Annotated in this window: 14 protein-coding genes; 10 read left to right on the forward strand and 4 right to left on the reverse strand. The window is 66.3% G+C overall.

From position 1 onward, the window contains the following. Window positions 1-20 precede the first annotated feature (20 nt). A complete protein-coding gene (locus tag ASE90_RS06195) occupies window positions 21-935 on the reverse strand; it encodes a phosphodiester glycosidase family protein (RefSeq protein ID WP_055997799.1) in 915 nt (304 codons plus the stop codon). Next, window positions 932-3,490, reverse strand: a complete 2,559-nt coding sequence (locus ASE90_RS06200; protein WP_082449614.1) for a TonB-dependent receptor — start codon at window positions 3,488-3,490, stop codon at window positions 932-934. The genes ASE90_RS06195 and ASE90_RS06200 overlap by 4 nt, the downstream gene beginning before the upstream one ends. A gap of 111 nt (window positions 3,491-3,601) precedes the next feature. On the opposite strand from ASE90_RS06200, the gene ASE90_RS06205 reads away from it, so the two are divergent. Further along, entirely contained in the window at window positions 3,602-4,459 is an 858-nt protein-coding gene (locus tag ASE90_RS06205; protein ID WP_055997806.1) for a DUF6528 family protein, read from the forward strand. A gap of 49 nt (window positions 4,460-4,508) precedes the next feature. Further along, complete coding sequence (locus tag ASE90_RS06210; RefSeq protein ID WP_055997809.1) at window positions 4,509-5,660, forward strand: ROK family transcriptional regulator; 1,152 nt, start codon at window positions 4,509-4,511, stop codon at window positions 5,658-5,660. Between the two features lie 53 nt (window positions 5,661-5,713). Here ASE90_RS06210 and ASE90_RS06215 read toward each other — a convergent pair whose 3' ends face one another. Then, complete coding sequence (locus tag ASE90_RS06215; RefSeq protein ID WP_055997812.1) at window positions 5,714-6,511, reverse strand: N-formylglutamate amidohydrolase; 798 nt, start codon at window positions 6,509-6,511, stop codon at window positions 5,714-5,716. A gap of 17 nt (window positions 6,512-6,528) precedes the next feature. Here ASE90_RS06215 and ASE90_RS06220 point away from each other — a divergent pair, with 17 nt between their 5' ends. From ASE90_RS06220 to ASE90_RS06255, 8 genes are all read left to right on the forward strand, one after another. Next, window positions 6,529-7,434, forward strand: coding sequence for a transglutaminase family protein (locus ASE90_RS06220; protein ID WP_235530399.1), 906 nt, complete (start codon window positions 6,529-6,531; stop codon window positions 7,432-7,434). Continuing rightward, complete coding sequence (locus tag ASE90_RS06225) at window positions 7,428-8,240, forward strand: transglutaminase-like domain-containing protein (protein WP_055997819.1); 813 nt, start codon at window positions 7,428-7,430, stop codon at window positions 8,238-8,240. Before ASE90_RS06220 ends, ASE90_RS06225 begins: the two co-directional genes overlap by 7 nt. A gap of 428 nt (window positions 8,241-8,668) precedes the next feature. After that, window positions 8,669-9,919 carry an MFS transporter gene (locus ASE90_RS06230; protein ID WP_055997822.1) on the forward strand — a complete coding sequence of 417 codons (1,251 nt, stop codon included), beginning with the start codon at window positions 8,669-8,671 and terminating at the stop codon, window positions 9,917-9,919. Window positions 9,920-9,959: 40 nt separating this feature from the next. Continuing rightward, on the forward strand, window positions 9,960-11,210 hold the full coding sequence (locus ASE90_RS06235; protein WP_055997825.1) for an arsenic transporter: 1,251 nt from the start codon (window positions 9,960-9,962) through the stop codon (window positions 11,208-11,210). Between the two features lie 132 nt (window positions 11,211-11,342). Beyond that, on the forward strand, window positions 11,343-14,456 hold the full coding sequence (locus ASE90_RS06240; protein WP_055997829.1) for a TonB-dependent receptor: 3,114 nt from the start codon (window positions 11,343-11,345) through the stop codon (window positions 14,454-14,456). A 109-nt stretch (window positions 14,457-14,565) separates the two neighbouring features. Next, complete coding sequence (locus ASE90_RS06245) at window positions 14,566-16,068, forward strand: tryptophan halogenase family protein (protein WP_055997832.1); 1,503 nt, start codon at window positions 14,566-14,568, stop codon at window positions 16,066-16,068. Further along, a complete protein-coding gene (locus ASE90_RS06250) occupies window positions 16,065-17,366 on the forward strand; it encodes a sugar porter family MFS transporter (protein WP_055997835.1) in 1,302 nt (433 codons plus the stop codon). The genes ASE90_RS06245 and ASE90_RS06250 overlap by 4 nt, the downstream gene beginning before the upstream one ends. Further along, window positions 17,363-20,743 (forward strand): glycoside hydrolase family 2, encoded by a 3,381-nt coding sequence (locus tag ASE90_RS06255; RefSeq protein ID WP_055997838.1) that lies wholly within the window; start codon window positions 17,363-17,365, stop codon window positions 20,741-20,743. Before ASE90_RS06250 ends, ASE90_RS06255 begins: the two co-directional genes overlap by 4 nt. 148 nt (window positions 20,744-20,891) lie before the next feature. On the opposite strand, the gene ASE90_RS06260 is transcribed toward ASE90_RS06255, so the two are convergent. Further along, the gene (locus tag ASE90_RS06260) at window positions 20,892-23,297 is read right to left on the reverse strand and encodes a TonB-dependent receptor domain-containing protein (protein ID WP_055997841.1); all 2,406 of its coding nucleotides are present in this window, start codon (window positions 23,295-23,297) and stop codon (window positions 20,892-20,894) included. Window positions 23,298-23,482 lie beyond the last annotated feature (185 nt).

Raw genomic sequence — 23,482 nt, forward strand, 5'->3', positions numbered from 1 at the left:
CGGTGACGGCGCGCGTGCCGTCACCGGGGGGCGCGGCCGTTCGCGGATATCCCTTCCTGTTGGCGAACGGATATTGGCGGGGCGAAGACCAGCAGCGCGTTCGCCACCGGCCGTTCGCGGCCGGCGATGCCGGTATGGATCGGGCGGTTGAGAACGACCGCGCCCTTCCCCTCGGCGACAGCAAGCGTCGAGGAGCCGCCACCGTCGAAGCTCATCGCATCGCTTGCGCCCAGGTCGCGAAACAGTGCGACCAGCGCCGCATTGTCCGCGCCCATGCTGTACCCCTTTTGCCGACCGTCCACGACGACGATCCACGCCCGCCGCCGATCCGCCGACAGGCCGATGGCCGTGCGCGGACCTTTCCCGCCCTCCGCCGTCAGCGCGCGGTGGAGCGGGACGGCCTGCCCGCTCTGTAACAGATGCGGACCGGCGGCGATGGCGTCGCGCGTGCCCGCCGGACACCGCTGCCCGGCCCGGATGTCGGTGCGGCGGCCGAGGCACAGGATCGCCGATACCCGCAGGTCCTGATCGATTTCGACCGGCGAGGCGACCCGCCCGCCGCCGATCGCCGCCCCCGATACCGACACCGGCTCGCCGTCATGGGGGTAATAATCATCCCCTTTGGGCGATCCGCCAAAGAAGGGCAGGAAATAGCTGGCGTTGACCGCGACCTGTGCGCGGTTGACGATCAGGTCGTCGCGGACGGTGTGCGCGACATATTCCATGCCGCGTGACCGGTCGGGCGGCGTTACCCCCAACCGGACGCCGGGACGCGTCAGGTCGAGCGTGACGATATGTACCACCACCGGTTCGTCGGCATCGACGCGTCGTTCCTGACGATAGGTAACACCGTCGAACAACGGCCTGTCCGCCGCCGGGGCGGCAGCGGCCTGCCACGCTGCCGCCGCCGCGAGGAGGCCGTGCCAGACGCTCACAGCTTCACCGCCGCGCCCAGCCAGAACTGGCGGCCGAAGAAATTCTGGTCGCGCGTGCCGAACCCGTCGAAATTCTCGCGATGGGCATCGGTGGCGTTGCGGACCTCGCCGATGATCTGGATCGCGCCGAACGTCATCCGCGTCTGGAGGTCGAGCTGGTCGAACGGCTGGTCATAGCGGTTGGTGAGCGGCGCGGTCGGGCTGATCGAGGTATATTGCCGGCCGATATGCGCGTAGCTCGCCCGCGCCTGCAACCAGTCGCGCTGGTAGAACAGCGCGGCATTGCCTTGGAACTCCGGCTGCTGGGTCAGCCGATCGAAGCTGCCTCCGGCCGGGAAACGCGACTTGCCGTTCAGATAGGTGGCGTTGAGCGACACGCCGAAATCGGCCAGCGGTCCGGGCAGGAAGCGCAGCTTGTTGACGACCAGCGCACCCTCGACCCCGAACACGCGTGATCCGGCAAGGTTCTGTGGCTGCGTGACCTGATAGGTGGTGCCGTCGATCACCGTCGTCCCGGCCGCCCGCGAATAGATGTCGTCGCGAATATCCTTGTAGAAGGTCGCCAGCGACACGAGGCCGGCGTCGCGCGGCATGTAATATTCGAGGCTGGCATCGAAATTCTGCGCTACCCGCGGCCGCAGGTCGGGGTTACCGCGTGTCAAGACCAGCGTTGTCTGGTTCAGCGTTTCGTTGGTGCCGAGGTCGCTGGGGCTGGGCCGCCCGATCGCCTTGTAATAGCCGAGCCGCAGCTTGAGCGGATCGGACAGTTCATAGTTGAAGGTGGCGGACGGCAGCCAGCTGCCATAATTCGCGCCGCGCGTCAGCGGGGTCAGCGTGTTGCCGGCGACGCGGAAGCCGTCGATCGTTGTCTCGGTATCCTCATAGCGGACGCCGGTGATCAGGGTATGGCGATCGCCGGTGTGACGCAGCAGGACATAGCTCGCCATCACCTTTTCACCGACGATATAGTCCGACCGCCGCGCGTTGAGCGTCGTCTGCGCGGTATTCAGCGTGAAGGCGGTCGGATTCTGGCTGAAGTACCGCTGGAACGCGGTGAAATCGAGCAATGGCTGCGGCCGGCTCTGCCCACCGGTGTACGGCGGCGACCAGCGGTCGGGCAGCACGAAATTGGCGGCGGTCAGGCTGGTCCCGGTCGCCCCGCTCCAGACCGCCTGTTGCGTGTCGAAATCGCGCGTCGCGGCGCGGTATTTCAGCCCCGCACCGATGCCGAAGCCGCGATCCTGCGCGGTATCGCGATACCCCCAGTCGAACTGCCCCTCGCGCACCAGATCGAGCGAACGATCGCGATAGGGGGTGTAGGAGGCGAAGGTGTAATTGGCCGGATTGGTGAAGGTCGCCGGATTGTCGAGCACCGCGATCGGCACGCCATCGGCCATCGTCTGGGTATAGGCGTTTCCGGCGCTGGTCGGCAGATTGAACTGCATCTGGTTCGACGCTTCGAGGAAAATGGCGCGCGACCAGCTGCCGCGCAGTGCGGCATGGTGGCCGTCGTCGCCGGTCCACTTCACCCGGCCCTGCGCGACATAGAGCGGCTTTTCGAGCGGGAAGTCGTTGAAGCGCAGGAAGCCGCCAGCGGTGTTGACGCGCGCGGTGCCGCCGGTGGTGCGGACGGTATCGACGGTCGCGCGCGTCAGCTGCTGCTGATGGCGCAATTCGTTGTCGGACTGCTGGAAGAACGTGCCCGACACCTCGGCCTGCACGCGCGGATCGGGACGCCATTCGAGCTTGGCGGTTCCGCCATAGCGGTCGACGGTGTTGGGATAGCCCGCCGAGATGATCCCGCTGGCGACGGTGACGCCGTTCACCTGCGTATAGCCGGTGGGGTTCAATCGCTCCTGATCGCGCCGCTTGCGGCTATAGGCACCGGTCAGCACGAACCCCCAGGTGTCGTCGACCCCGAACCGGGTCGCGAGCGTCGCATTGGCGCGATAGTTCACGCCGTCGTCGGTCGGCCGGTTGAAGCCCTTGCCGGGGACGGCGCGGCTGTCCGACAGGCCGATGAACGCATTGCCGACGAACGTACGGATACCGCGATCGAACGCCGATCGGCTGCGCAGATTGACGATGCCGCCGATCGCATTGCCCTCGACGTCAGGCGTGCGCGACTTGATGACCTCCAGCGCGGAGACGGCGGTCGTAGGGATCGCCTCCATGTTGAGCTGCCGGTTCTGCCGCTCGGCAGTCGCCAGCACCGCGCCGTCGAGCGTGCCGACGGTGAAGTTCGGGTTCATGCCCCGGATGCCGACATAGCGGCCTTCATCCTCGTCGAACACGGTGGTGACGCCGGGCAGGCGGCGGAAGCTGTCGGAAATGTTGTAATCGGGCTGCTGACCGATCTCGTCGCTGGCGAGGAATTCGCCGATCCGGTCGTTGTCCCGCTTGGCGGCGATGGCCTGCATATTCTGGCGGGCATAGCCGGTGACGACGATATCCTCGCTGGCGGTGTCGGACGGCACCTCCTGCGCCAGCGCCGAAACCGGCATCACCGCACCGGCCAGCAACATTACCCGCCACGTCTTCCCAAAGCGTACCATCGTCGAAACCCCCCTGTTTTCTGAAACACGAATGCCATTTAATGACTATACGTGACATATAGGTGACGTGACGACACCGGTCGGGCATCGAACCGTGCAGGGAGCGATAGGATGTTGACACTGCTGGCACTTTCCTTGGCGATGTCGTCCGGTCCGACCGCCTATGCGTGCGGGGACGATCAGGTGCGCGAGGTGCGAATCACCCCCGATGGCCCGGTCGAGGTCTGGCGATGGACTGCCCGCGATGCCCGCGACCTGCCGGCGGAATATCGGACGCGGCTGATGGCCCATATCGACGAATGCAAGCCGGTAGACCGCAACCGCGCGATCCTCGTCACCGCATCGACCGGCGGCGCGGTGCTGATCGATCGTGCCAGCGGACGGGTTCTGTTCCGGGCGCGGGTGCCGATGGCGCATTCGGCGGACCTGCTGCCGGGCGGGCGGATCGCCATCGCGCTGTCGATTTCGACCGAGGGCGACCGGTTGCAGCTATATGACCGACGGCATAGCGAGCAGGTGGTGCAGGATCTGCCGCTGCCATCGGGGCATGGCACGGTGTGGGATGCGAAGCGGCATCGGCTGTTCGCCTTGTCGCACGATCTAATCCAGTCGTTCCGGCTGACCGGTCAGGGGCGCACGTCGCAACTGGTCGAAACCGCGCGCTGGACGCTGCCGGGGCGGCGCGACGGCCACGACCTGTCGCCGGGCGAAGACGGGCGCTATTATGTCACGACGGACGATGGCGCGTGGCGGTTCGATCCCGGGGACGGCAGTTTCGTCCCCTATGCGCCGCTCAACCCCGCGCTGCGGGTGAAGTCGATAAGCGCGACGGCCGACCGCGTCGCATGGGTGCAAGCCGAGGAGAAGTGGTGGGCGAACGGCTTCACGGTGATGACGCCGGACGGTCGCGACCGCCGCCGCATCGCGCTCGACGGCATCCATCTCTACAAGGTCCGCTGGATACGATAGGTCTGCGGACAGGCTTGACAAGCCGGCCCCCACACGGCGCAACAACCTGATGAACGACGGTTATGCCGGTGCCTTTCACCCCCGCTTCCTGCGCGCCGATGGTCAGCGTACCGCGACCGCCAACGAACGGGTCGTCCTTGCGCTGCTGTCGCGGCGTGGCGCGGCTTCCCGTGCCGAGCTTGCCCGCGTCACCGCCCTCGCGCCCCATTCGGTGGGACGGCTGATCGAACCGCTGATCGAACGTGGGCTGGTACTGGCGGGCGCACCGGAAGTCGCGGGCCGGGGCAAGCCCGGTGCGCCGCTGCGCCTGAACCCCGACGCCGCCTTTTCAATCGGCGTGTCGGTGATGACCGACGCGGTAACGCTGGTCGTGGTGGATTTTACCGGCACGGTCCGCGCGCGGGCATCGGTGCCGCTGGAACGCGACGATTTCGATGCCGGCACCCGACAGATCGCCACCCTGATCGACGGGGCCGTCGCCGAAGCCGGCCTCGATCCGGCGCGCCGGCTGGGAATCGGCGTCGGTGTCACCGGATATTTCATCGGGGACGGCGCGAGGGTCAATCCGCCCGCCTCGCTCGATTCATGGGCGCTGCGGCCGCTCGACACGCTGCTGGCCGACGCGTTGGGCGGTCCGGTCTGGGTCGACAATGACGGCAATGTCGCGGCGGTCGGCGAAGCGATGCTGGGCGCAGGCCGGACCTGTCCGGACTTTGCGTATCTGTACTTCGCGGCGGGATTCGGCGGCGGCGTCGTGGCGCGCGGTGCGCCGTTGCGCGGGGCGCACGGTAATGCCGGCGAGTTCGGATCGGTCCTGCCGGCGGGATGGTATCAGCCAAATCTGGAAAATCTGCGCGGTCACCTCGCCGATCACGGCATGGCCTTCGACGGATTGCGGACGATGCTGCGCGATCTCGACCTTGCCGCGCCGGCAGTGGACGCGTGGGTCGATCGCTGCATGCCGTCCCTGGACCTCGTCGTATCGGCGATCTTCGCCGCGCTCGATCCGGAAATGATCGTTCTGGGCGGCCGGCTACCCGCAAGCCTCGCCGAACGCATGATCGCGAAGATCGACATCACCAACCCGACCCGGCGGGGCCATCACCGCCCCATGCCGCGTCTGGTGCCTTCCTCCATCGGTAGCGATGCTGCGGCGATCGGTGCCGCGATGCTCCCGACCCGCGCTGCGTTCTTTCAGTAACCGGCCCCCGGATCGCCTCCCGGATCAATCGGGAGCGAGCCGCCGGCAACGCATCACCCTTCCTCCGTCGCCGATGCTGCCAGCAGACATCGTTCCAATATCGAAGCCCACCGCCGCTGGCCCTGCTCGTCGGCCAGAAGATCCTGCCGGATCTCGATCTCGGCATACAGGCGGCGCAGCGGATAGGCGTGCAGCGGGAGCGTATAGTCGACCTGATCCATTCGATACGGCTCGTTATCCCCGACGACGAGGTCGGCTTCGCGCCGCAGCGCCGTGAGCAGGGCGAGGGCGAACGACGGATCGCCGCCATCGTGGAGGATGCCGGCATGCCACGGCCGTGCCGGCCCGCCGGACATGGCGGGGGTAAAGCTGTGCAGCGCGACCAAGATGCTTGCCTGCCCTTCCCGATCGCGCCGCGCCAGCTCGTCCGCGATTGCGCGATGATAGGGCACATGGATCGCATCGATCCGGGCGGTGCGGTCCTCGGGGGTGAGCGCGGCGTTCGCCGGCACGATCGTTCCGTCGCTCACCGCCGGCATCGCATCGACGGAACCGGGCGCGCGATTGCAATCGATTACGAGCCGCGAATAGGTCTGGCGGATAAAGACGGCGTCGAGCCGTTCGGCCAGCGCAAGGCCGAGACCGGCAACGCCGATGTCCCACGCGATGTGGCGGCACAGGTCGCGAGAATCGATTTCCATCATTCCCAATGACAAGGGGATGACATTGCCGGCGTGATCGCCGATGACAAGAAACGGCGATCGGCCCCCGGGATTGACGGTCACCACCGGCGAAGGGTCGGAATCGATCAGCAACGAAGCCTCGACGCGGGGATTACTGTTTGATGCCATTCGTGAATCTCTCGCACGTGACGACCTATCTCTACAAGCAGCCGGTGGCGTTCGGCGAGCACCGAATCATGGTCCGTCCGCGGGAGAGTTTCGATCAGCATCTGCTCGAAGCGACGCTGACGATCGATCCCGCGCCTGCCGAGGTTCGCTGGTTGCAGGACGTCTTCGGCAATGCCGTCGCGATCGCGACGTTCGAAGGGCGCGCGAGCCGGCTGTGCTTCACCAGCAACGTGCGCGTCCGTCACGAACCGGGCGACGTCCAGCACGTCGATATCGAGGAATATGCGCGCAGCTATCCCTTTACCTATTCGTCGGAGGATATGCCCGACCTGCTCCGTTCGATCGAGCGACAGCATCTCGACCCGCAGCGCGAGGTCGACAGCTGGGCGCGGCGGTTCCTGAACCCGGGGGGCGTCACCGACACGCTGGCGCTGCTGACGGCGATGACGACCGCGATCCGCCGCGAATTCACCTATCAGTCCCGCGCGGAAAAGGGCACGCAGACCCCGATCGAGACGCTGCGCCGCCGCAAGGGCACGTGCCGCGATTATGCCATCCTGATGATCGAGGCAGTCCGCGCGCTTGGCTTCGCGGCGCGCTTCGTCTCTGGCTATGTCTACAGCCCGTCGGGAACGCGTGACACCCGGATCGGCGGCGGCAACACCCATGCGTGGGTGCGCGTCTACCTGCCCGGATCGGGGTGGGTGGAGTTCGATCCGACCAACGGCATCGTCGGCAGCGCCGGACTGATCCGCGTCGCGATCGCGCGCGACATCTACCAGGCGGTACCGATCTCCGGCACCTTCGATGGTTTTCCCGGCAGTTTCCTCGACATGCAGGTTTCGGTCGATATCACGGTGGACCCGTCTCCCTCGCGCGACGTTCCCATCCCCGCCGACAATATGGAGGCCGTTCGATGCTGATCCGCGCCGGTTACGACATCAGTTTCTCCGCCGACACAGCGACGCCGATGATGGCGATGCTGAGCGTGCATCCCTCGCGCCATCAGGATCTGCGGACCCCGCATCGTATCACCACCGTGCCGGATGTTGCGCTCCACGACTATATCGACGCCTTTGGCAACATCTGCACCCGGGTGAGCGTGCCCCCCGGCGGCCTGACGCTCAGCTGCGACTTCGTCATCGAGGACAGCGGCGAGCCCGATATCCAGTCGTCCGACGCGATCCAGCACGACATAGCGGACCTGCCCCACGACGTCCTCGTCTATCTGCTCGGAAGTCGCTACTGCGAAACCGACCGCATGTCGGAAACGGCATGGTCGTTGTTCGGGCATGTCCCGCCGGGATGGGGGCGCGTGGAAGCGATCGTGGCGTTCACGCACGACCATGTCGAATTTGGCTATCATCATGCCCGCCCCACCAAGACCGCATGGGACGCCCATCAGGAACAGCAGGGCGTCTGTCGCGATTTCGCGCATCTGGCGATCACACTTTGCCGCTGCATGAACATCCCGGCGCGCTACTGCACCGGATATCTGGGGGATATCGGGATACCGCCGGTCGATGCCGCGATGGATTTTTCGGCATGGTTCGACGTGTATCTCGGCGGCGAATGGCACACGTTCGACGCCCGCCACAAACACCCGCGCATCGGCCGCATTCTGATGGCGCGTGGCCGGGACGCCACCGATACCGCGCTGACCACGGTCTTCGGGCAGACAACGCTGACCCGTTTCGAAGTCCATACCGACGAGGTCGCCGCGATTTGACGATCCGTGAATCAAGACGCAGCGGCGTGATATCAGCTAGCTGTCTATTATCTGGCGCACTGGATCGCTGATCGAATGCGACAACTGAATAAAATAAGCCTTCCAATGGAAGCCGTATCTAGCATCCCACGTAACTTTACTGCCTAAACAATTTGAAGTTGCTGACGACAACCATCCCCCGACGTACATCGACCGGTTCATTTAACATTATTTCTATATTGCATCGGAACTGATGCGCCATGCTGCTCGATTAGGCGCGAACCAAATGGTTGTTGACCATCGCTCTACTCGCCTGCCGCCAACGGTTCCTTCCGAACCAGACGCAGGAAGTCTCGCGATGCGTAGACCCGGTTGGGGTAGCACGACCGGCGCGCTGCGTGGCGCGTCGGTCGCCTGTTTGCGCGTAGGAACGACGGGAAATAGAGGCCATGGCAACCGCGATTTCCCCCTCCGGCGCGGCGCGCACCCCGCCCGCCAAGACGCCCACCGGCACGCTCGACGCGCTCAACTTCTTTCTGGCGGACGTGCGCGACGGGCTGGGGCCGTATCTCGCCATCTATCTGCTGGTGGTGCGCGGGCCGTCGCATGGCTGGAACGAGGCGACGGTCGGGCTGGTTCTGACCATCGCCGGCATCGTCGGCCTGTTGTCGCAGACGCCGGCAGGCGGGCTGATCGACCGGGCGAAGAACAAGCCGCGCATCGTCATCGTCGCCGCGCTGCTGGTGACCGCCAGCAGCCTGTCGTTACCGATCGTATCGGGCTTCACGATGGTAACGATCACCCAGTCGATCGCCGCCGCGGCGGGCGCGGTGTTCGCCCCCGCGATTTCGGCGATCACGCTGGGGCTGGTCGGACCGAAGCTGTTCGCCAAACGCGTCGGTCGCAACGAAGCGTTCAACCATGCCGGCAACGCGGTGTCGGCCGGACTGGCGGGGGTGCTGGCATGGTCGTTCGGGCCGGTCGTCGTCTTCTGGCTGATGGCGGCGCTGACCGTCGCCAGCGTCGTGGTGGCCGCCCGGCTGAACAATGACGATATCGACAACGCCGTCGCCCGCGGTCTCGACTGCGAACCCGACGAGGGTTGCGACGAGCCGAGCGGATGGAAGACGCTGGTCGAAAACCGCCCGCTCATGATCTTTGCGCTCGCGGCCTTCACCTTCCATTTGTCCAACGCGGCGATGCTGACATCGGTCAGCCAGCTGCTCGGCCGCACCGTCGGAACCGACAAGGCGACCTCGCTGACCGCCGCGTGCATCGTCGCGGCACAGCTGGTGATGGTGCCGGTCGCGATCGTCGTCGGGCGCAACACCGAACGCTGGGGGACCAAGCCGATGTTCCTGATCGCGTTCGGCTTCCTCGCGATCCGGGGCGCGCTCTACACCGTGTCGAACGATCCGTGGTGGCTGGTCGGGGTACAGGCGCTCGACGGGATCGGCGCGGGCATTTTCGGCGCGTTGTTCCCGGTGATCGTCGCCGATCTGACCAGGGGGTCGGGCCGCTTCAACGTCAGTCAGGGCGTGGTGTCGAGCGTCTTCGGCCTCGGTGCCGCGCTGTCGGCGACGCTGGCCGGGTCGATCATCGTCTGGGCCGGTTACAGCGCCGGCTTCCTGACGCTGGCGGCGATCGCCGCGATCGGCTTCGTCCTGTATCTGATCGCGATGCCCGAGACGCACAAATGACACGCCCGCCACGCGGCCCCGACGAGAACGGACGCCATCGGTGATACTTGCTACCGGGGCGATATGGGGAATCTGCGCTGCCGCGACCGCGGCGGTGATCACGCGGCCGTTCCGCTGGCCCGAGGCGATCTGGGCACTGGCCGGGGCGGCGCTGCTGCTGCTGCTTGGCCTGATCCCGCTATCGGCGGCGCTGACGGCGGTGGCGAAGGGTGGCGACGTCTATCTGTTCCTGATCGGGATGATGATGCTCAGCGAAGTCGCGCGGGCCGAAGGGCTGTTCGACTGGGTGGCGGCAACCGCCGCGATCCATGCGCGTGGATCGACCACGCGGCTGTTCACGCTGGTCTATGTCACCGGCATCGTCACGACCACCTTCCTGTCGAACGATGCGACCGCCGTCGTGCTGACCCCGGCGGTCTATGCCGCCGCGAAGAAGGCGAAGGCCGACCCCCTGCCCCTGTTGTTCGCCTGCGCGTTGATCGCCAATGCCGCCAGCTTCGTCCTGCCGATCTCGAATCCCGCCAACCTCGTGCTGTACGGGGGCCGGATGCCGCCGCTGGGGCAGTGGTTCGCGTCGTTCGCCCTGCCCTCGCTGGCGGCGATCGGGGTGACGTTCCTCGTCCTGCGCTGGCTGGAGCGCGACCGGCTGGCGGGAACGTGCACCAGCATGGTCGAGCGCGCGCCGCTGACAGTCGGCGGCAAGGCGGCGTTCGTCGGGATCGTCGCCACGGCGGCGGTGCTGCTGGTGGTGTCGGCGCTCGACATCGAACTGGGATTGCCGACCGCGATCGCCGGGATCGTCACGACTTTGGTGGTGTGCGCCATCGCGCGCAGTTCGCCGGTCACGCTGCTGCGCGACGTGTCGTGGAGCGTCCTGCCGCTGGTCGCCGGGCTGTTCGTGCTGGTCGAGGCGCTGGACCTGACCGGGGTGATCGGACAGGTCGCCGCCGCGCTGCGTAGCGCTTCGGCCGATCCGGCGCCGGCGGCTGCGGCGTCGGGTACGATCCTCGCCTTCGCATCGAACCTGATGAACAACCTGCCCGCCGGGCTGGTCGCCAGCACCGCCGTCGCACAGGCACAGCCGCCGCGACTGGTGGTCGATGCGCTGCTGATCGGGGTCGACCTCGGCCCCAATTTGTCGATCACCGGCAGTCTGGCGACGATCCTGTGGTTGCAGGCGATCCGGCGCGAAGGCGAGGATGTCGGGTTCTGGCGCTTTCTGAAAATCGGTGCGGTGGCGATGCCGCTGGCATTGTTCGCCGCGCTGGGTACGCGGATCCTGCTGGGATAACGTATTGTATCGCGCCGTTGCGGACTGGCGTAACGGCGGCGTTCCTGCATTGACAACGCCCCCCTTAAACAATAGCAAATTTGTTAATTAATAGGGACCGCACCACAGCGGTCCGATCCATGGGGAGGCTCTATGCGCCGTACTTCGCTCTCGATCGTTCGTCCGATGTTGCTCGCGGCGGTATCCGCCTTCGCCTTGCCATCGGCGGGTTGGGCACAGACCGCGACCGGCAATACCCCGGATGCATCCGCCGTGCCCGCCGACGGGGCGGCCGCTCCCCAACAGGTCGAAGGTCCGGGCGAAGAGATCGTCGTCACTGGCATCCGCGCATCGCAGGCCCGCTCGGTCGAGATCAAGCGCAACGCCGCCAGCGTGGTCGAGGCGATCAGCGCGCAGGACATCGGCAAGCTGCCCGACGTCACCATCTCCGATTCGCTGCAACGCATCCCCGGCGTCCAGATCCGGCGCGAGGCGGGCGAAGGCGGCGCGATCAACATCCGCGGCCTGCCGCAGGTCACCACGCTGATGAACGGCGAACAGTTCCTCGGCGCCAATTCGGTGACGACGGTGCAACCGAACTTCACCGACATCCCGTCGCAGCTGTTCTCCGGCGCGACCGTGTTCAAATCGCCGACGGCGTCGCTGCAACAGGCGGGCCTGTCGGGCACCGTCGACCTGCTGACCCGCCGGCCGATGGACCTGAAGCGTGGCCTGACCCTGTCGGCCGCCGCCGAGGGGCAATATGGCGACAAGACCGAGAAGTGGAGCCCGTCGGCCAACGGCCTGGTCGCCTATCACGGCGAGCGGTTCGGCGTGCTGGTGTCGGCGGCGTATAGCGACCTGACGCTCGGTAACAGCTTCCGCGGCATTCAGGATTACGGCGTCGCGCTCAACACCGAAGCCGGCAACGATGCGGTGCTGAACCGCGACGGTTCGGTCACGCCCGCGAACCCCGGCAATTTCGCGGTCGGCAACAACGGCGTCAGCCGGGGCCGGCCGATCCGCAATGCCGCCGGCAGCCTGCTGGGCTATGACGTCAACGGCGATGGCGACGTCAACGACGCGTTCATCACGCCGCAGTCGCACACCGCGTGGAACCGCATCACCAACCGCGAGCGCTTCGGCGCCAACGCGTCGCTGCAGTTCGAGATCAACGATGCGCTGAAGCTGACCGCCGATGGCTTCTACACCCGCCAGACGCAATATGACCGCACCGCCGGTTTCCAGTTCCAGAATGTCGACTGGCTGTCGTCGCCGTTCCTGCCGACCAAGTCGCGCGATACCGGCGCGGTGGTCAACGGCTACAACGTCAATACGGTGCAGGAATACAGCTACAGCTTGCCGAGCTTCGACAGCTATTCGGAAACCTTCCGTACCAAAAGCGAATCGCAGAATTACAATGTCCAGCTCGACTGGCAGCCGAGCGAACAGTTCAAGGGCACCGTTCGCGGTATCTATGGCAAGGCATCGCGCAAGCGCGATCAGGCCTATACCCAGTTCAGCCTGACCAACGGCACGCAATGGGCCTATAACGGCGTCGGCAACTATCCGGCATCGGTCGGTGGCGACCGTCAGTTCAATCCGACCGGCTACCAGATCTACAGCCAGACCGCGACCGTCGATTATTCGAGCGGTGCGCCGGTGTTCGGCTTCTCGCCCGCATTCCTCGCACAGGCATCCGATCCGTCGCGCTATGGCCTGAAGACGATCTCGTCGGAGGGGAACCAGTATCAGAATGGCGACCTGTGGGCGGTGCGCGCCGATGGCGAATATACCGCCGACAACGGCGTGAAGCTGTCATTCGGTGGCCGCTATGGCGAACGCAGCGTCGACCAGTTCACCTTCGACCGCGTCTCGCCCTTCTATGCCGGCAACACCGACAATGCCGCCAATCCGGCCGGCGGCTGCCTGGTCAAGTGGAAGGCGTTCGACGTCAACCTGAACGACAACAAGTGCGCGGTGCGCGATGCGCAGGGCAATGCCTATACCGCCGGCTATACCCGGCAGGCGAACGACCCGGTCTTCGCCGGCCTCGTCAAGCAATATGCCCTGCCCGCCGGCGGCACGCCCGCGCTCTATGCGCTCGACCCGCACGCGATGGACGACAGCGAAGCGTGGCAGAACAAATTCTATCCGGGCAGCCAGAATCTGGTCAATCCGGCCGACAGCTTCACGGTCAACGTCCGCCAGATCTCGGGCTATGGTCAGGTGTCGGGTGAGGGCGAGTTGTTCGGCATGCCGTTCCGCGCCAATGGCGGCCTGCAGGTGGTCAATACCCGCCTGAACGTGCGACAGAACATCGTCGGCGCGCCGCAGCCGTACGGCGTATCGGGCGTCGATGCCGGCGACGTCGTGACCGAACGGGAGTTCACCGACTTCCTGCCCGCGTTCAACGTGGCGTTCGACGTGACCGACAAGCTGCGCGCGCGTGCCGCCTTCTCGAAGACGATGACGGTGCTCGACTTCCTGCAATGGGGCGGCGGTCTGAACGTCAACTACGCGATCAATACGCAGGTGAACCCGGCCCGGTTCGAGGCGCGCACCGCCGATTCGCGCGGCAATCCGAACCTGAACCCGTGGCGCGCGACCAATGCCGAGGCGAGCCTCGAATATTATACCGGCCGCTCCAGCCTGCTGGCGGTCGGTGCGTTCTACATCTCGGTCGACAGCTTCATCACCACCACCACCGAAACCCGCAGCGACATTCCCGACAATGACGGCGTGATCCGTCGTCCGGTCATCACCAACACGTTGGCACAGGGCGAAGGCGGTACGCTCAAGGGGATCGAGGCGTCGGCGCGCCAGTCGCTGGCCGATTATGGCGTGGGCGGGCTGTTCGGCGGGTTCGGCGTCGATGCCAACTATACGCTGTCGCTGGGCGATGCCGGGCAGGTCGATCTGGCCGGCAACAAGATGCCGTTCCAGGACAACAGCAAGCATCAGGTCAACGCTGCCCTGTGGTTCGAGAAATACGGGTTGCAGGCGCGCGTCGCCTACAACTTCCGGTCGAAGCGGCTCGCCTCGTCCAACTATGGCGGCATCCGGGGGCTGGCCCAGTATCAGGAACCGACCAGCTATCTCGACGCGTCGATCGCCTATGACCTGACCCCGCACTTCAGCATCTATGGCCAGGCATCGAACCTGACCGGTGAGACCGAACGCTATTACCTCACGTGGCAGGATCAGGTGTTCAACGAGAATATCTACGAGCGTCGCTTCATCGCCGGCGTCCGCGCCAAGTTCTGAACGCGTCGGGGAGGGTCTGGCCCCTCCCCGCCTGCCCCGGCCATGCCGGGGTGACGTCCGCGGCGACGGGCGATAGCATGGCATCGCGGAACGGGGACGAGGGGGACGGATGCCGAACGAACCGGTTCGATCGATCGTCATCGCCGGCGGGGGCACCGCCGGATGGATGGCCGCGACCTATCTGGCGCGGCGGCTGACCCATCTGAACCTGTCGATCACCGTCGTCGACAGCGCGGCGATCGGCACGGTCGGCGTGGGCGAGGCGACGGTGCCCGCGATCCGCGACTTCCTGTCGGCGATCGAACTGGGGGAGCCCGACGTGCTGCGCGAAACCGGCGGCACGATCAAATACGGCATCCGCTTCGACGGATGGGGTGGTGAGGGCCACCGGTTTTTCCACCCGTTCGGCCTGTACGGCGTCGGCGCGCAGGGCGTCGCCTTCCATCAATATTGGCTGAAACTGAACGCCGTGGGCCGCGCCGGGCCGCTGGCGGACTATTGCCTCGCGACGCAACTGGCCCGCAACGGGCTGTTCCTGCCGCCCGCCGACCAGCCCGCCAACGACCTCGGCGTGTTCAACTTCGCGCTCCATTTCGATGCCGCCGCCTTTGCCGCGATGCTGCGTCGCCTCGCGCTCGCCAACCGGGTCGCGCATATCGACGGGCGGATCGGGGCGGTCGCGACCGATCCGGCGCGCGGTCACGTCACCGGCGTCACGCTCGACGACGGCCGCACGATCGAGGGCGACCTGTGGATCGACGCATCGGGGTTTCGCAGCCTGTTGCTGGGCGACGCGCTGGGCGTGCCCTATGTCGACTGGCGACACTGGCTACCCTGCGACCGCGCCGTCGCCATTCCCTGCACGGCGGCACCGGGCGATCCGACCCCCTATACCGTCGCCACCGCCCGCAAGGCAGGCTGGCAATGGCGCATTCCGCTTCGCCACCGCATCGGCAACGGATCGGTCTATTGCAGCGCGTTCCAGTCGGACGGCGATGCCGAGGATGCGCTGCTCGCCACGCTCGAAGGGGCACCGCTGGCCGATCCCAACCGGCTGCGCTTCACGACCGGTCACCGCGCGCGGTTCTGGAGCGGCAACGTCGTCGGCCTCGGCCTCGCCTCGGGCTTCCTCGAACCGCTCGAATCGACCAGCATCTCGCTGATCCAGTCGGGGCTCGAACGCCTCATCGCGCTGTTCCCCGATCGCGACTGCGACCCGCGCCTTGCCGCCACCTATAACCGGCAATCGGTGCTCGAATTCGAACGGCTGCGCGACTTCCTGTTCCTTCATTACCTTGCCAATGGCCGTACCGAGCCGTTCTGGCAGGCCATCCGCGCGGTCGAACCGCCAGAACCCTTGCAGATCAAGCTGGACGCCTGGCGTTCGGGAGGAGAATTCGTGCGAAACGAGTGGGATACGTTCCAGGACCCGAGCTGGTTGAGCCTGTATGCCGGGTTCGGCGACCTGCCCGCCCGCCATTCGCCGCTGGCCGACGCAATCGGTGACGACGCGCTGGCCGACAGTTTCGCGCGGATGCGCGACGCGATCGGCAAGACGCTGGCCCATGCCGAACCGCATGGCTGCTTCCTTGCGCGGGTGACGGGCGCATGAGCGGCGCGACCCACACCCGCGCCGTGGTCGCGATGAGTCTCGGCGGCCTGTTGTTCGGGTTCGACACCGCCGTCATCTCGGGCGTGACCGACGCGCTGCGCAGCAACTATGTCCTGTCCGAAGCGGGCCTCGGCCTCGCCGTCTCCGCCGCCTTGTGGGGCACGCTGGTCGGTGCGTTGTTCAGCGGCGCGCCGGGCGACCGCTGGGGCAGCCTTGCCGTCCTGCGCGTCGTCGGGCTGCTCTATGTCGTGTCGGCGGTCGGCTGCGCCATCGCCACGACGCTGACCGGCTTCATCGCGTTCCGCGTGCTCGGCGGCCTCGCCATCGGCGCATCGTCGGTGCTGGTACCCGTCTACATTGCCGAGATCAGTTCGGCGAAGCGGCGCGGGCTGCTCGTCGGGCTGTTCCAGTTCAACATCGTGGCGGGCATCCTGATCGCCTATCTCAGCAATTATCTGGTCGCGCAGGCGGTCGCCCCCGATCTGGCGTGGCGGTGGAAGCTGGGCGTGGCGGCGGTGCCGGCCGCGCTGTTCCTGATCCTGCTGACCGGATTGCCGCAAAGCCCGCGCTGGCTGACCGCCCGCGGACGCGGCGACGAAGCGGCCCGCGCGGCGGCACGGCTCGGCCTCGACGCGATTCCGCCTGCGACAAGCGGCGGCACGGGGCGGCTCGACTGGCGCGTGCACCGGATGCCGATCCTGCTCGCCATCGCCATCGGGCTGTTCAACCAGTTGTCGGGCATCAACGCGATCCTCTATTATCTCAACGACATCTTTGCCGCCGCGGGCTTCACCGGCGTATCCGGCGATATGCAGGCGATCGCCATCGGTGCCGCCAATCTGATCGCGACCGTCATCGGCATGGGCGTGATCGACCGGGTCGGACGCAAGCCGTTGCTGATCGGTGGCGGCATCGTCACCGCCGTCGCGCTGGGCGGCGTCGCACTGGTCTATATGGGACAGGCATCGCCCGCCCTGCTGCTGCCGCTGCTGATCCTGTTCATCGCCGCCTTCGCCATGTCGCAGGGCGCGGTGATCTGGGTCTATCTCAGCGAAATCTTCCCGACCGACGTCCGCGCCCGTGGGCAGGCGATCGGCAGCGCGACCCACTGGGTCGCCAATGCCGTGCTGTCCTTCGCCTTCCCGCTGGTGGCGCATTGGGATCGGGCGCTGCCCTTCTGGGGCTTTGCCGCCGCGATGCTGGTGCAGGCGCTGCTGGTCTGGCGCTTCTTTCCCGAAACCCGTGGCCGCGATCTCGAAGCGATCAGCGCCGACCTGACGAAAAGGACTTCCGCATGAAACTGGGCATGATCGCCGCGCTGCTGGGCGGCGTCGCCATGGCGGGGGTCGCGGGCGCACAGGTTCCGGTCAACGGGGGGCCGTATAATGCCAGCTTCCTGACCGGCGGGATCGGGATCGAACGCCTGGTCACCGGACCGGTGACACAGGCCGGTGCACCGTACAGCGTGACGTTGTGGGTCAACTCCGACGCGCGACAGGTTGGCGTGGTGCCGCTGGTCGCGCTGGGCGATGCGCGGGTCGTGGCGCTGACCGACGGGCGGCTGACGCTGAACGACGGGGGGACGACGCTGACCGGCCCGGCGATCGCGCCCGGCCGCTGGACGCAAGTCGCGGCCGTATCCGATGGCACGCGCGCGACCCTGTATGTCGACGGTCGCCGGGTCGCGACCGGCGCGGCCCGGTCCGCCGCGACCGACGGCGTGCTCCACGTCGCACGCGCGGTGCCCGGCCGTCCGCATTTCGGCGGTACGCTGGTCGGCGTTACGCTGGCTGACCGTGCGCTGTCGCCCGCCGCCATCGCCGCGATGCCGCGCCCCGACTTCGCCAATGTCCAGCTATGGGAGGTCGGCGTCACATGGCCGTTCCAGAAGACGGCCAATATCGGCCAGACCCAGCAGCAGGACGCATGGACCCTGCCGCAGTCGAAGGGCGATGCGTACAGCGTGGCCGTCGCCAAACCGGTGCCGAGCGCGCCCGCCATGCAGGTGACGGCACCGGGGCGGTGGCAGATCAATGGCTGGCAACTCGCCGCCGCCCCCGATGTCACCGGCGACGGCGCGGCGCTGTCGCGGCCGGGCAATCCCAGGGGCGCGTGGCGCGCGGCGACGGTGCCGGGCACCGTACTCCAGACGCTGGTCGATCGCGGCGTCTATCCCGACCCCTATTACGGCCTCAACAACCTCAAAATCCCTGAAAAACTGGCACGGCAGGACTATTGGTACCGCACCCGCTTCACCGTACCGGCCGAGGCTGCCGGCAAGAAGCTGACGATCGTGTTCGGCGGCATCAACTATGCCGCCGACATCTGGGCCAATGGCGTGAAGCTCGGCGCCACGCGCGGCGCGTTCATTCGCGGCCAGTTCGATTTCGTGCCTCAGGCGGGTGAGAACGTCCTCGCGGTAAAGGTCTCGCCGCCACCGCACCCCGGCATTCCGCACGAACAATCGGTCAGCGCCGGCGTCGGCGAAAATGGCGGGCAGCTGGCGATCGACGGCCCGACCTTCGTCGCGACCGAGGGATGGGACTGGATTCCCGGCGTCCGCGATCGCAATACCGGGCTGTGGCGGCCGGTCGAGCTGGTCGCCCATGGCGCGGTCCGCATCCTCGACCCGCAGGTCGTCACCGACCTGCCGCTGCCGCGCACCGACCGCGCCGACGTGGATGTGACCGTACCGATCGACAATAGCGGCCCCGCCGGACAGGTCATGGTCAAGGTTGCGTTCGAGGGGGTGTCGGTCGAACGGACCGTGACCGCGCCGACCGGGCGCAGCGAAGTGCGCTTCACCCCCGCCGACTTCCCGGCGCTCACCGTCGCCAACCCCAAATTGTGGTGGCCCAACGGCTATGGTGAACCGCATCTCTACCACGCGACCTATCAGGTCAGTGACGCGAACGGCGTGTCGGACAGCAAGGCGCAGCGCTTCGGCATCCGCGAGGTCAGCTACGACCTGTCGCTGTTCGATGCAGCGGGCGCGCTGCGCCGGGTCAATGTCCAGACCACCGATGGCGGGCTTGCCGGGCACAAGCTGATCGACGTCCGCCACGCTGCGATCAAGCAGTCGCCGACCGGCTGGGCGGAATCGCTGACCCCGGCGGGTGAGGTGTCGAAGGCGGTGACGACGATCGCCGACACGCTGCCCGAACCGCATCTGACGATCCGCGTGAACGGGGTGCGGATCGCCGCGCGCGGCGGCAACTGGGGCATGGACGACGCGATGAAGCGCGTCAGCTACGAATGGCTCAGCCCGTTCTTCCGCCTCCAGCGCGAGGCGCACATGAACGTCATCCGCAACTGGATGGGCAATAATACCGAGGACGAGTTCTACGATCTGGCCGACGAGAACGGCATGATGGTCCTGAACGATTTCTGGCAATCGACCCAGAATTTCCAGATCGAGCCGGACGATGCGGCGCTGTTCCTCGCCAACGCCCGCGACACCATCGCCCGCTATCGCAACCATCCCAGCATCATCCTGTGGTTCGGCCGCAACGAAGGCGTGCCCACTCCGACGCTGAACGAGGGGCTGGACGATGCCGTGTTCCAGCTCGACGGCACCCGCTGGTTCACCGGGTCGTCGAACGTCGTGAACCTGCAAGGCTCGGGGCCGTATAATTACCGTGCGCCGGACGGCTATTTCACCGACCTCGCCACCGGTTTCTCGGTGGAGACCGGCACCCCGTCGCTGTCGACGGCGGAATCGGTCGCGTCCTATGTCCCCGCCGCCGATCGCTGGCCGCTGGGCGACGTGCTCGCCTATCACGACTGGCATTTCGGCGGGAATGGCGACACCAAGACGTTCATGCAGACGCTGGCCACGATGTTCGGCCCCGGCAAGGATTTTGCCGATTTCGAACGCAAGGCGCAGATGATGAACCTCGAAACGCACAAGGCGATGTACGAAGGGTTCCTCGGCCACCTGTGGACGAAGAACAGCGGCCGGTTGCTGTGGATGACGCATCCGGCATGGCCGTCGAACGCGTGGCAGATCTATTCGTGGGATTATGACACCCACGCCGCCTATTACGGCGCGAAGAAAGCCGTCGAACCGCTGCACGTCCAGCTGAACCTGCCGGGTAACGAACTGGTCGTACTCAACACGACCCAGGCCGATGCGAAGGGACTGACCGCCAGCGTACGGGTCGTCGGACTGGACAACGCCGAACTGTTCGCGCGGTCCGAACGGGTCGATGCACTGGCCAATCGCGCGACGTCGCTGGCCGCCGTGCCGCTCGACACGCTCTATGCGGCGCATCCGGTGGTGCTGGTGCGGCTGACCCTGTCCGATGCGGCCGGCAAGGCCGTTTCGGACAATTTCTACTGGCGCGGGCGCGATACCGCTTCCTATCAGGCGCTGAACGCGCTCGCCCCGGCGACGCTGACGGCACGGATGGCGGCCCCGGTGGTCGACGGCGGCGACCGGGTGGTCGCGGTGACGCTGTCGAACGACGGCCCGGTCGCCGCGCTGAACGCCAAATTGACGCTCCTCGACCGCAACGGGCAGCGTATCTTACCCGCCTTCTACGACGACAACTACGTTTCCCTTCTTCCCAAAGAAACCCGCACCATCACCATCCGCTACCCCGCGGCACTGGCCGCGCAGCCGGTCGTGACCTTGCGCGGGTGGAACGTCGCGGAAACGAAGGTGCCGCAGTGAAACGATAATTTCCGGGTTACTGGCCCTCGCAGTCTGATGCCGACCACCGCGGCGGCATCGCTGTCGGGGGCGACCCCTGCCCGCCGGTGCGGTTCGCGAGGATCCGCCATCGGCCGCCGCTCGCCGAGCGACGGCCGATGGCAAGCGATCAGAAACCCCGGCGCAGCGTCACGAACCACTGGCGCGGCGCACCGGCCAGCAGCGTCTGGTTGTCTCCCGAGGCGGTGTAGCCGTTGGTACCGACCGTCGAGATATAGGCGCGATCGGTCAGGTTGGTGACGCTTCCTTCGATCGCGACGCCTTCCAACACGCCGCCCAGCCCGGTCAGCCGGTATCCGATACTGGCATCGAGCAACACCCACGCGCCGACCGACTGGTCGTTCAGATAGGTGAAGTAGCGCTTCGACATGTAATCGCCGCCGACCCGCGCGAAGAAGCGGTCGTCGTCATAGGCGATCTCGCCCTTGGCCATATGTTCGGGCGTGTCGACCACGGTCCGGCCCGCGATCGGCTGTACCACCGTACCCGCCGCGTTGCGGACATCGTTCTGATACGTCGCCTTGTTGTAGGAATAGCTGGCGAACAGCGTCAGCGGCGGTGCGATGCGATAGGTCGCGGCAAGCTCGGCACCATAGCTTTCGACGCTGCCGGCGTTGTTCAGCGTCGGCGGGTTGCCGATGATCCCAGCCCCGTTCGCGAAGGTCAGCAGCCGGTTCGAAAAATCGACATAATAGCCGACCGCCGACAGCTGCAACCCGCCCGAACGCAGCCGCGCCCCGCCCTCGACCGTCTTCGACGTTTCGGGCTTCAGGGTCGAACGGATCGCGTTGAACCCGTTCTGGGTCGTCGCGAACGGACCGGTCGTCGCCGACGACACGAACGCCCGCAGATTTTCGGTGTAGCTCGCGAACAGTTCCGCCCCGCCGCCCACGCGGAACAGGGCCGAGACCTGCGGCAGGAACCAGTCCCGCGCCTGGATGTCGCCGACGACCAGCGACCCGGTGCGCAGGTTCGCCGAATTGCGCACGCGCAACCCCTTCCATCCGCCGTTGAGCGTCAATGCGCCAAGGTCGAGCGTATCGGCGACATGATATTGCAGCGTTTTGGTATCGTATTTGCCGTCCCACTGCGTGCGGTACGGGTTGCTCTGGAACTGGCGCGCCGTGCGGTTCGGCGTGGCGGCGTCGTTCATGCCGTAGAAGCGACGCGCCTGCTCGAACGTATTCGTTTCATACCACAGTCCGACTTCGATCCGGTTCGCACCGGTGGTCAGCGCCATGCGGGTCTGATTGCCGGCGCGATCGATGCCATATTCGGTGGTGCGGAAACCGAGCGGCGAGGCAAGGCCGGCGGTCGAGGTTGACGATGCCGGCAATGCCGACCCATCCGGCCCCGCAGCCCCCGCCGGGGTCGGCGAATAGGGCGTGATCCACGATCCCTGCCCCTTGTTGTGATGATAATAGCTGGTCGACACCAGCGACAATTCGGGCGTCAATCGCGCATCGAAGGTCAATCCGCCCAGCCAGTCGCGCCGCAACCCCGCGGCGTCGTAATAGGCGTCGTCGACGGTGCCGAACCCGGTCGGAAAGGCGAAGCCGGCCCCGGTCCAAGGCGCGGTGAAGCCTGTCGTCGATCCGTTGTTGGCGGCGGAATAGGCACTGCGCGCCGCCTGATTCTGGTACACTCGGCCGATCTGCAGCGCGAGCGGATAGTCGTCCGAGATATTGTCGGCGCGCAGGCCGCGCCGGGCGATGATGTCGTAGCTCAGATCCTGATAGTCGTTTTCGCGCCGGTCGGAGAAGTTGAGGAACGCGGTGATGCTGCCGCGGGTGTCGATCTCCTTCACCAGCTTGGCATTGGCCTGATGCTGACGCTGGACGCCGACGCCCTTCCACTTGTCGCTGGTCAGATAGCCATAGGACAGATAGCCCGTCAGCCCGCCGCCGAGGTCGCCGGTGTCGATCCGGGCAAAGGCGCGGATCGTATCGTTGCTGCCATAGGTCCCCGACGCGACGATATCGGCGGTGTCGGACGGTTTGCGGCTGACGAATTCCAGCGTACCACCCAGATTGCTGGTCGATGCGGTGCCCAGCGCACCCGCCCCCTGTGCGACCGTGGTCGTCGCGATGTTTTCGGACAGGATCGCCCGGCTGATGTGCAGGCCGTTGACGTTGCCATAGCTCATGTCGCCCAGCGGCACGCCGTCCAGCGTGAACCCCAGCTGGTTCTGATTGAACCCGCGCAGCGAGATGCGCGTCGACCATTCATAGGCACCGAACGCGTCGGCCGACTGGAAATTGACGCCCGGCAGCTTGGCGGCCGCCTTCAGCGGCGACGTCCCCGGCGTCAGCCGTTCCATGTCGATCGCCGAAATCGTCTGCACCTGCCGCGTCTGGCCAAAGCCGAGCACGACGATTTCCTCGCCTTCCGCCGGCGCCGCTTCGTCAACCTCCGGGGCGGCGACGGGTGCTACGACCACGCGTTCCTGGCCGTACGCCGCGCCAGTCATGAGTGCGAGCGGCGCTGCGCCAACCAACCAGATGCGTACCGTCATGATAACCCCCTGCGACGTTCTGAACTGCCGTCCTGTCGGGGGGCGCTTGCGGCGGTATCGTGAAGTACGTGCGACGGTTCGGCGACCGATCGATGACAATGTGCCGCCAATGGCGGCAGGGTACGTTCGGGCTCCAAACCCGCCGACTTGCGAGAACTCGACCGGTGCAAGCGATTATTAACCAT

Source organism: Sphingomonas sp. Leaf67 (genome assembly GCF_001421965.1).
Lineage (GTDB): Bacteria > Pseudomonadota > Alphaproteobacteria > Sphingomonadales > Sphingomonadaceae > Sphingomonas.

Excerpts from the sequence above, each read along its gene's own strand:
- ASE90_RS06260 (WP_055997841.1), bottom strand. The coding sequence starts at position 23,297 with ATGACGGTACGCATCTGGTTGGTTGGCGCAGCGCCGCTCGCACTCATG.
- ASE90_RS06245 (WP_055997832.1), top strand. The coding sequence starts at position 14,566 with ATGCCGAACGAACCGGTTCGATCGATCGTCATCGCCGGCGGGGGCACC.
- ASE90_RS06225 (WP_055997819.1), top strand. The coding sequence starts at position 7,428 with ATGCTGATCCGCGCCGGTTACGACATCAGTTTCTCCGCCGACACAGCG.
- ASE90_RS06255 (WP_055997838.1), top strand. The coding sequence starts at position 17,363 with ATGAAACTGGGCATGATCGCCGCGCTGCTGGGCGGCGTCGCCATGGCG.
- ASE90_RS06230 (WP_055997822.1), top strand. The coding sequence starts at position 8,669 with ATGGCAACCGCGATTTCCCCCTCCGGCGCGGCGCGCACCCCGCCCGCC.
- ASE90_RS06210 (WP_055997809.1), top strand. The coding sequence starts at position 4,509 with ATGAACGACGGTTATGCCGGTGCCTTTCACCCCCGCTTCCTGCGCGCC.
- ASE90_RS06215 (WP_055997812.1), bottom strand. The coding sequence starts at position 6,511 with ATGGCATCAAACAGTAATCCCCGCGTCGAGGCTTCGTTGCTGATCGAT.
- ASE90_RS06250 (WP_055997835.1), top strand. The coding sequence starts at position 16,065 with ATGAGCGGCGCGACCCACACCCGCGCCGTGGTCGCGATGAGTCTCGGC.
- ASE90_RS06200 (WP_082449614.1), bottom strand. The coding sequence starts at position 3,490 with ATGGTACGCTTTGGGAAGACGTGGCGGGTAATGTTGCTGGCCGGTGCG.
- ASE90_RS06205 (WP_055997806.1), top strand. The coding sequence starts at position 3,602 with ATGTTGACACTGCTGGCACTTTCCTTGGCGATGTCGTCCGGTCCGACC.
- ASE90_RS06240 (WP_055997829.1), top strand. The coding sequence starts at position 11,343 with ATGCGCCGTACTTCGCTCTCGATCGTTCGTCCGATGTTGCTCGCGGCG.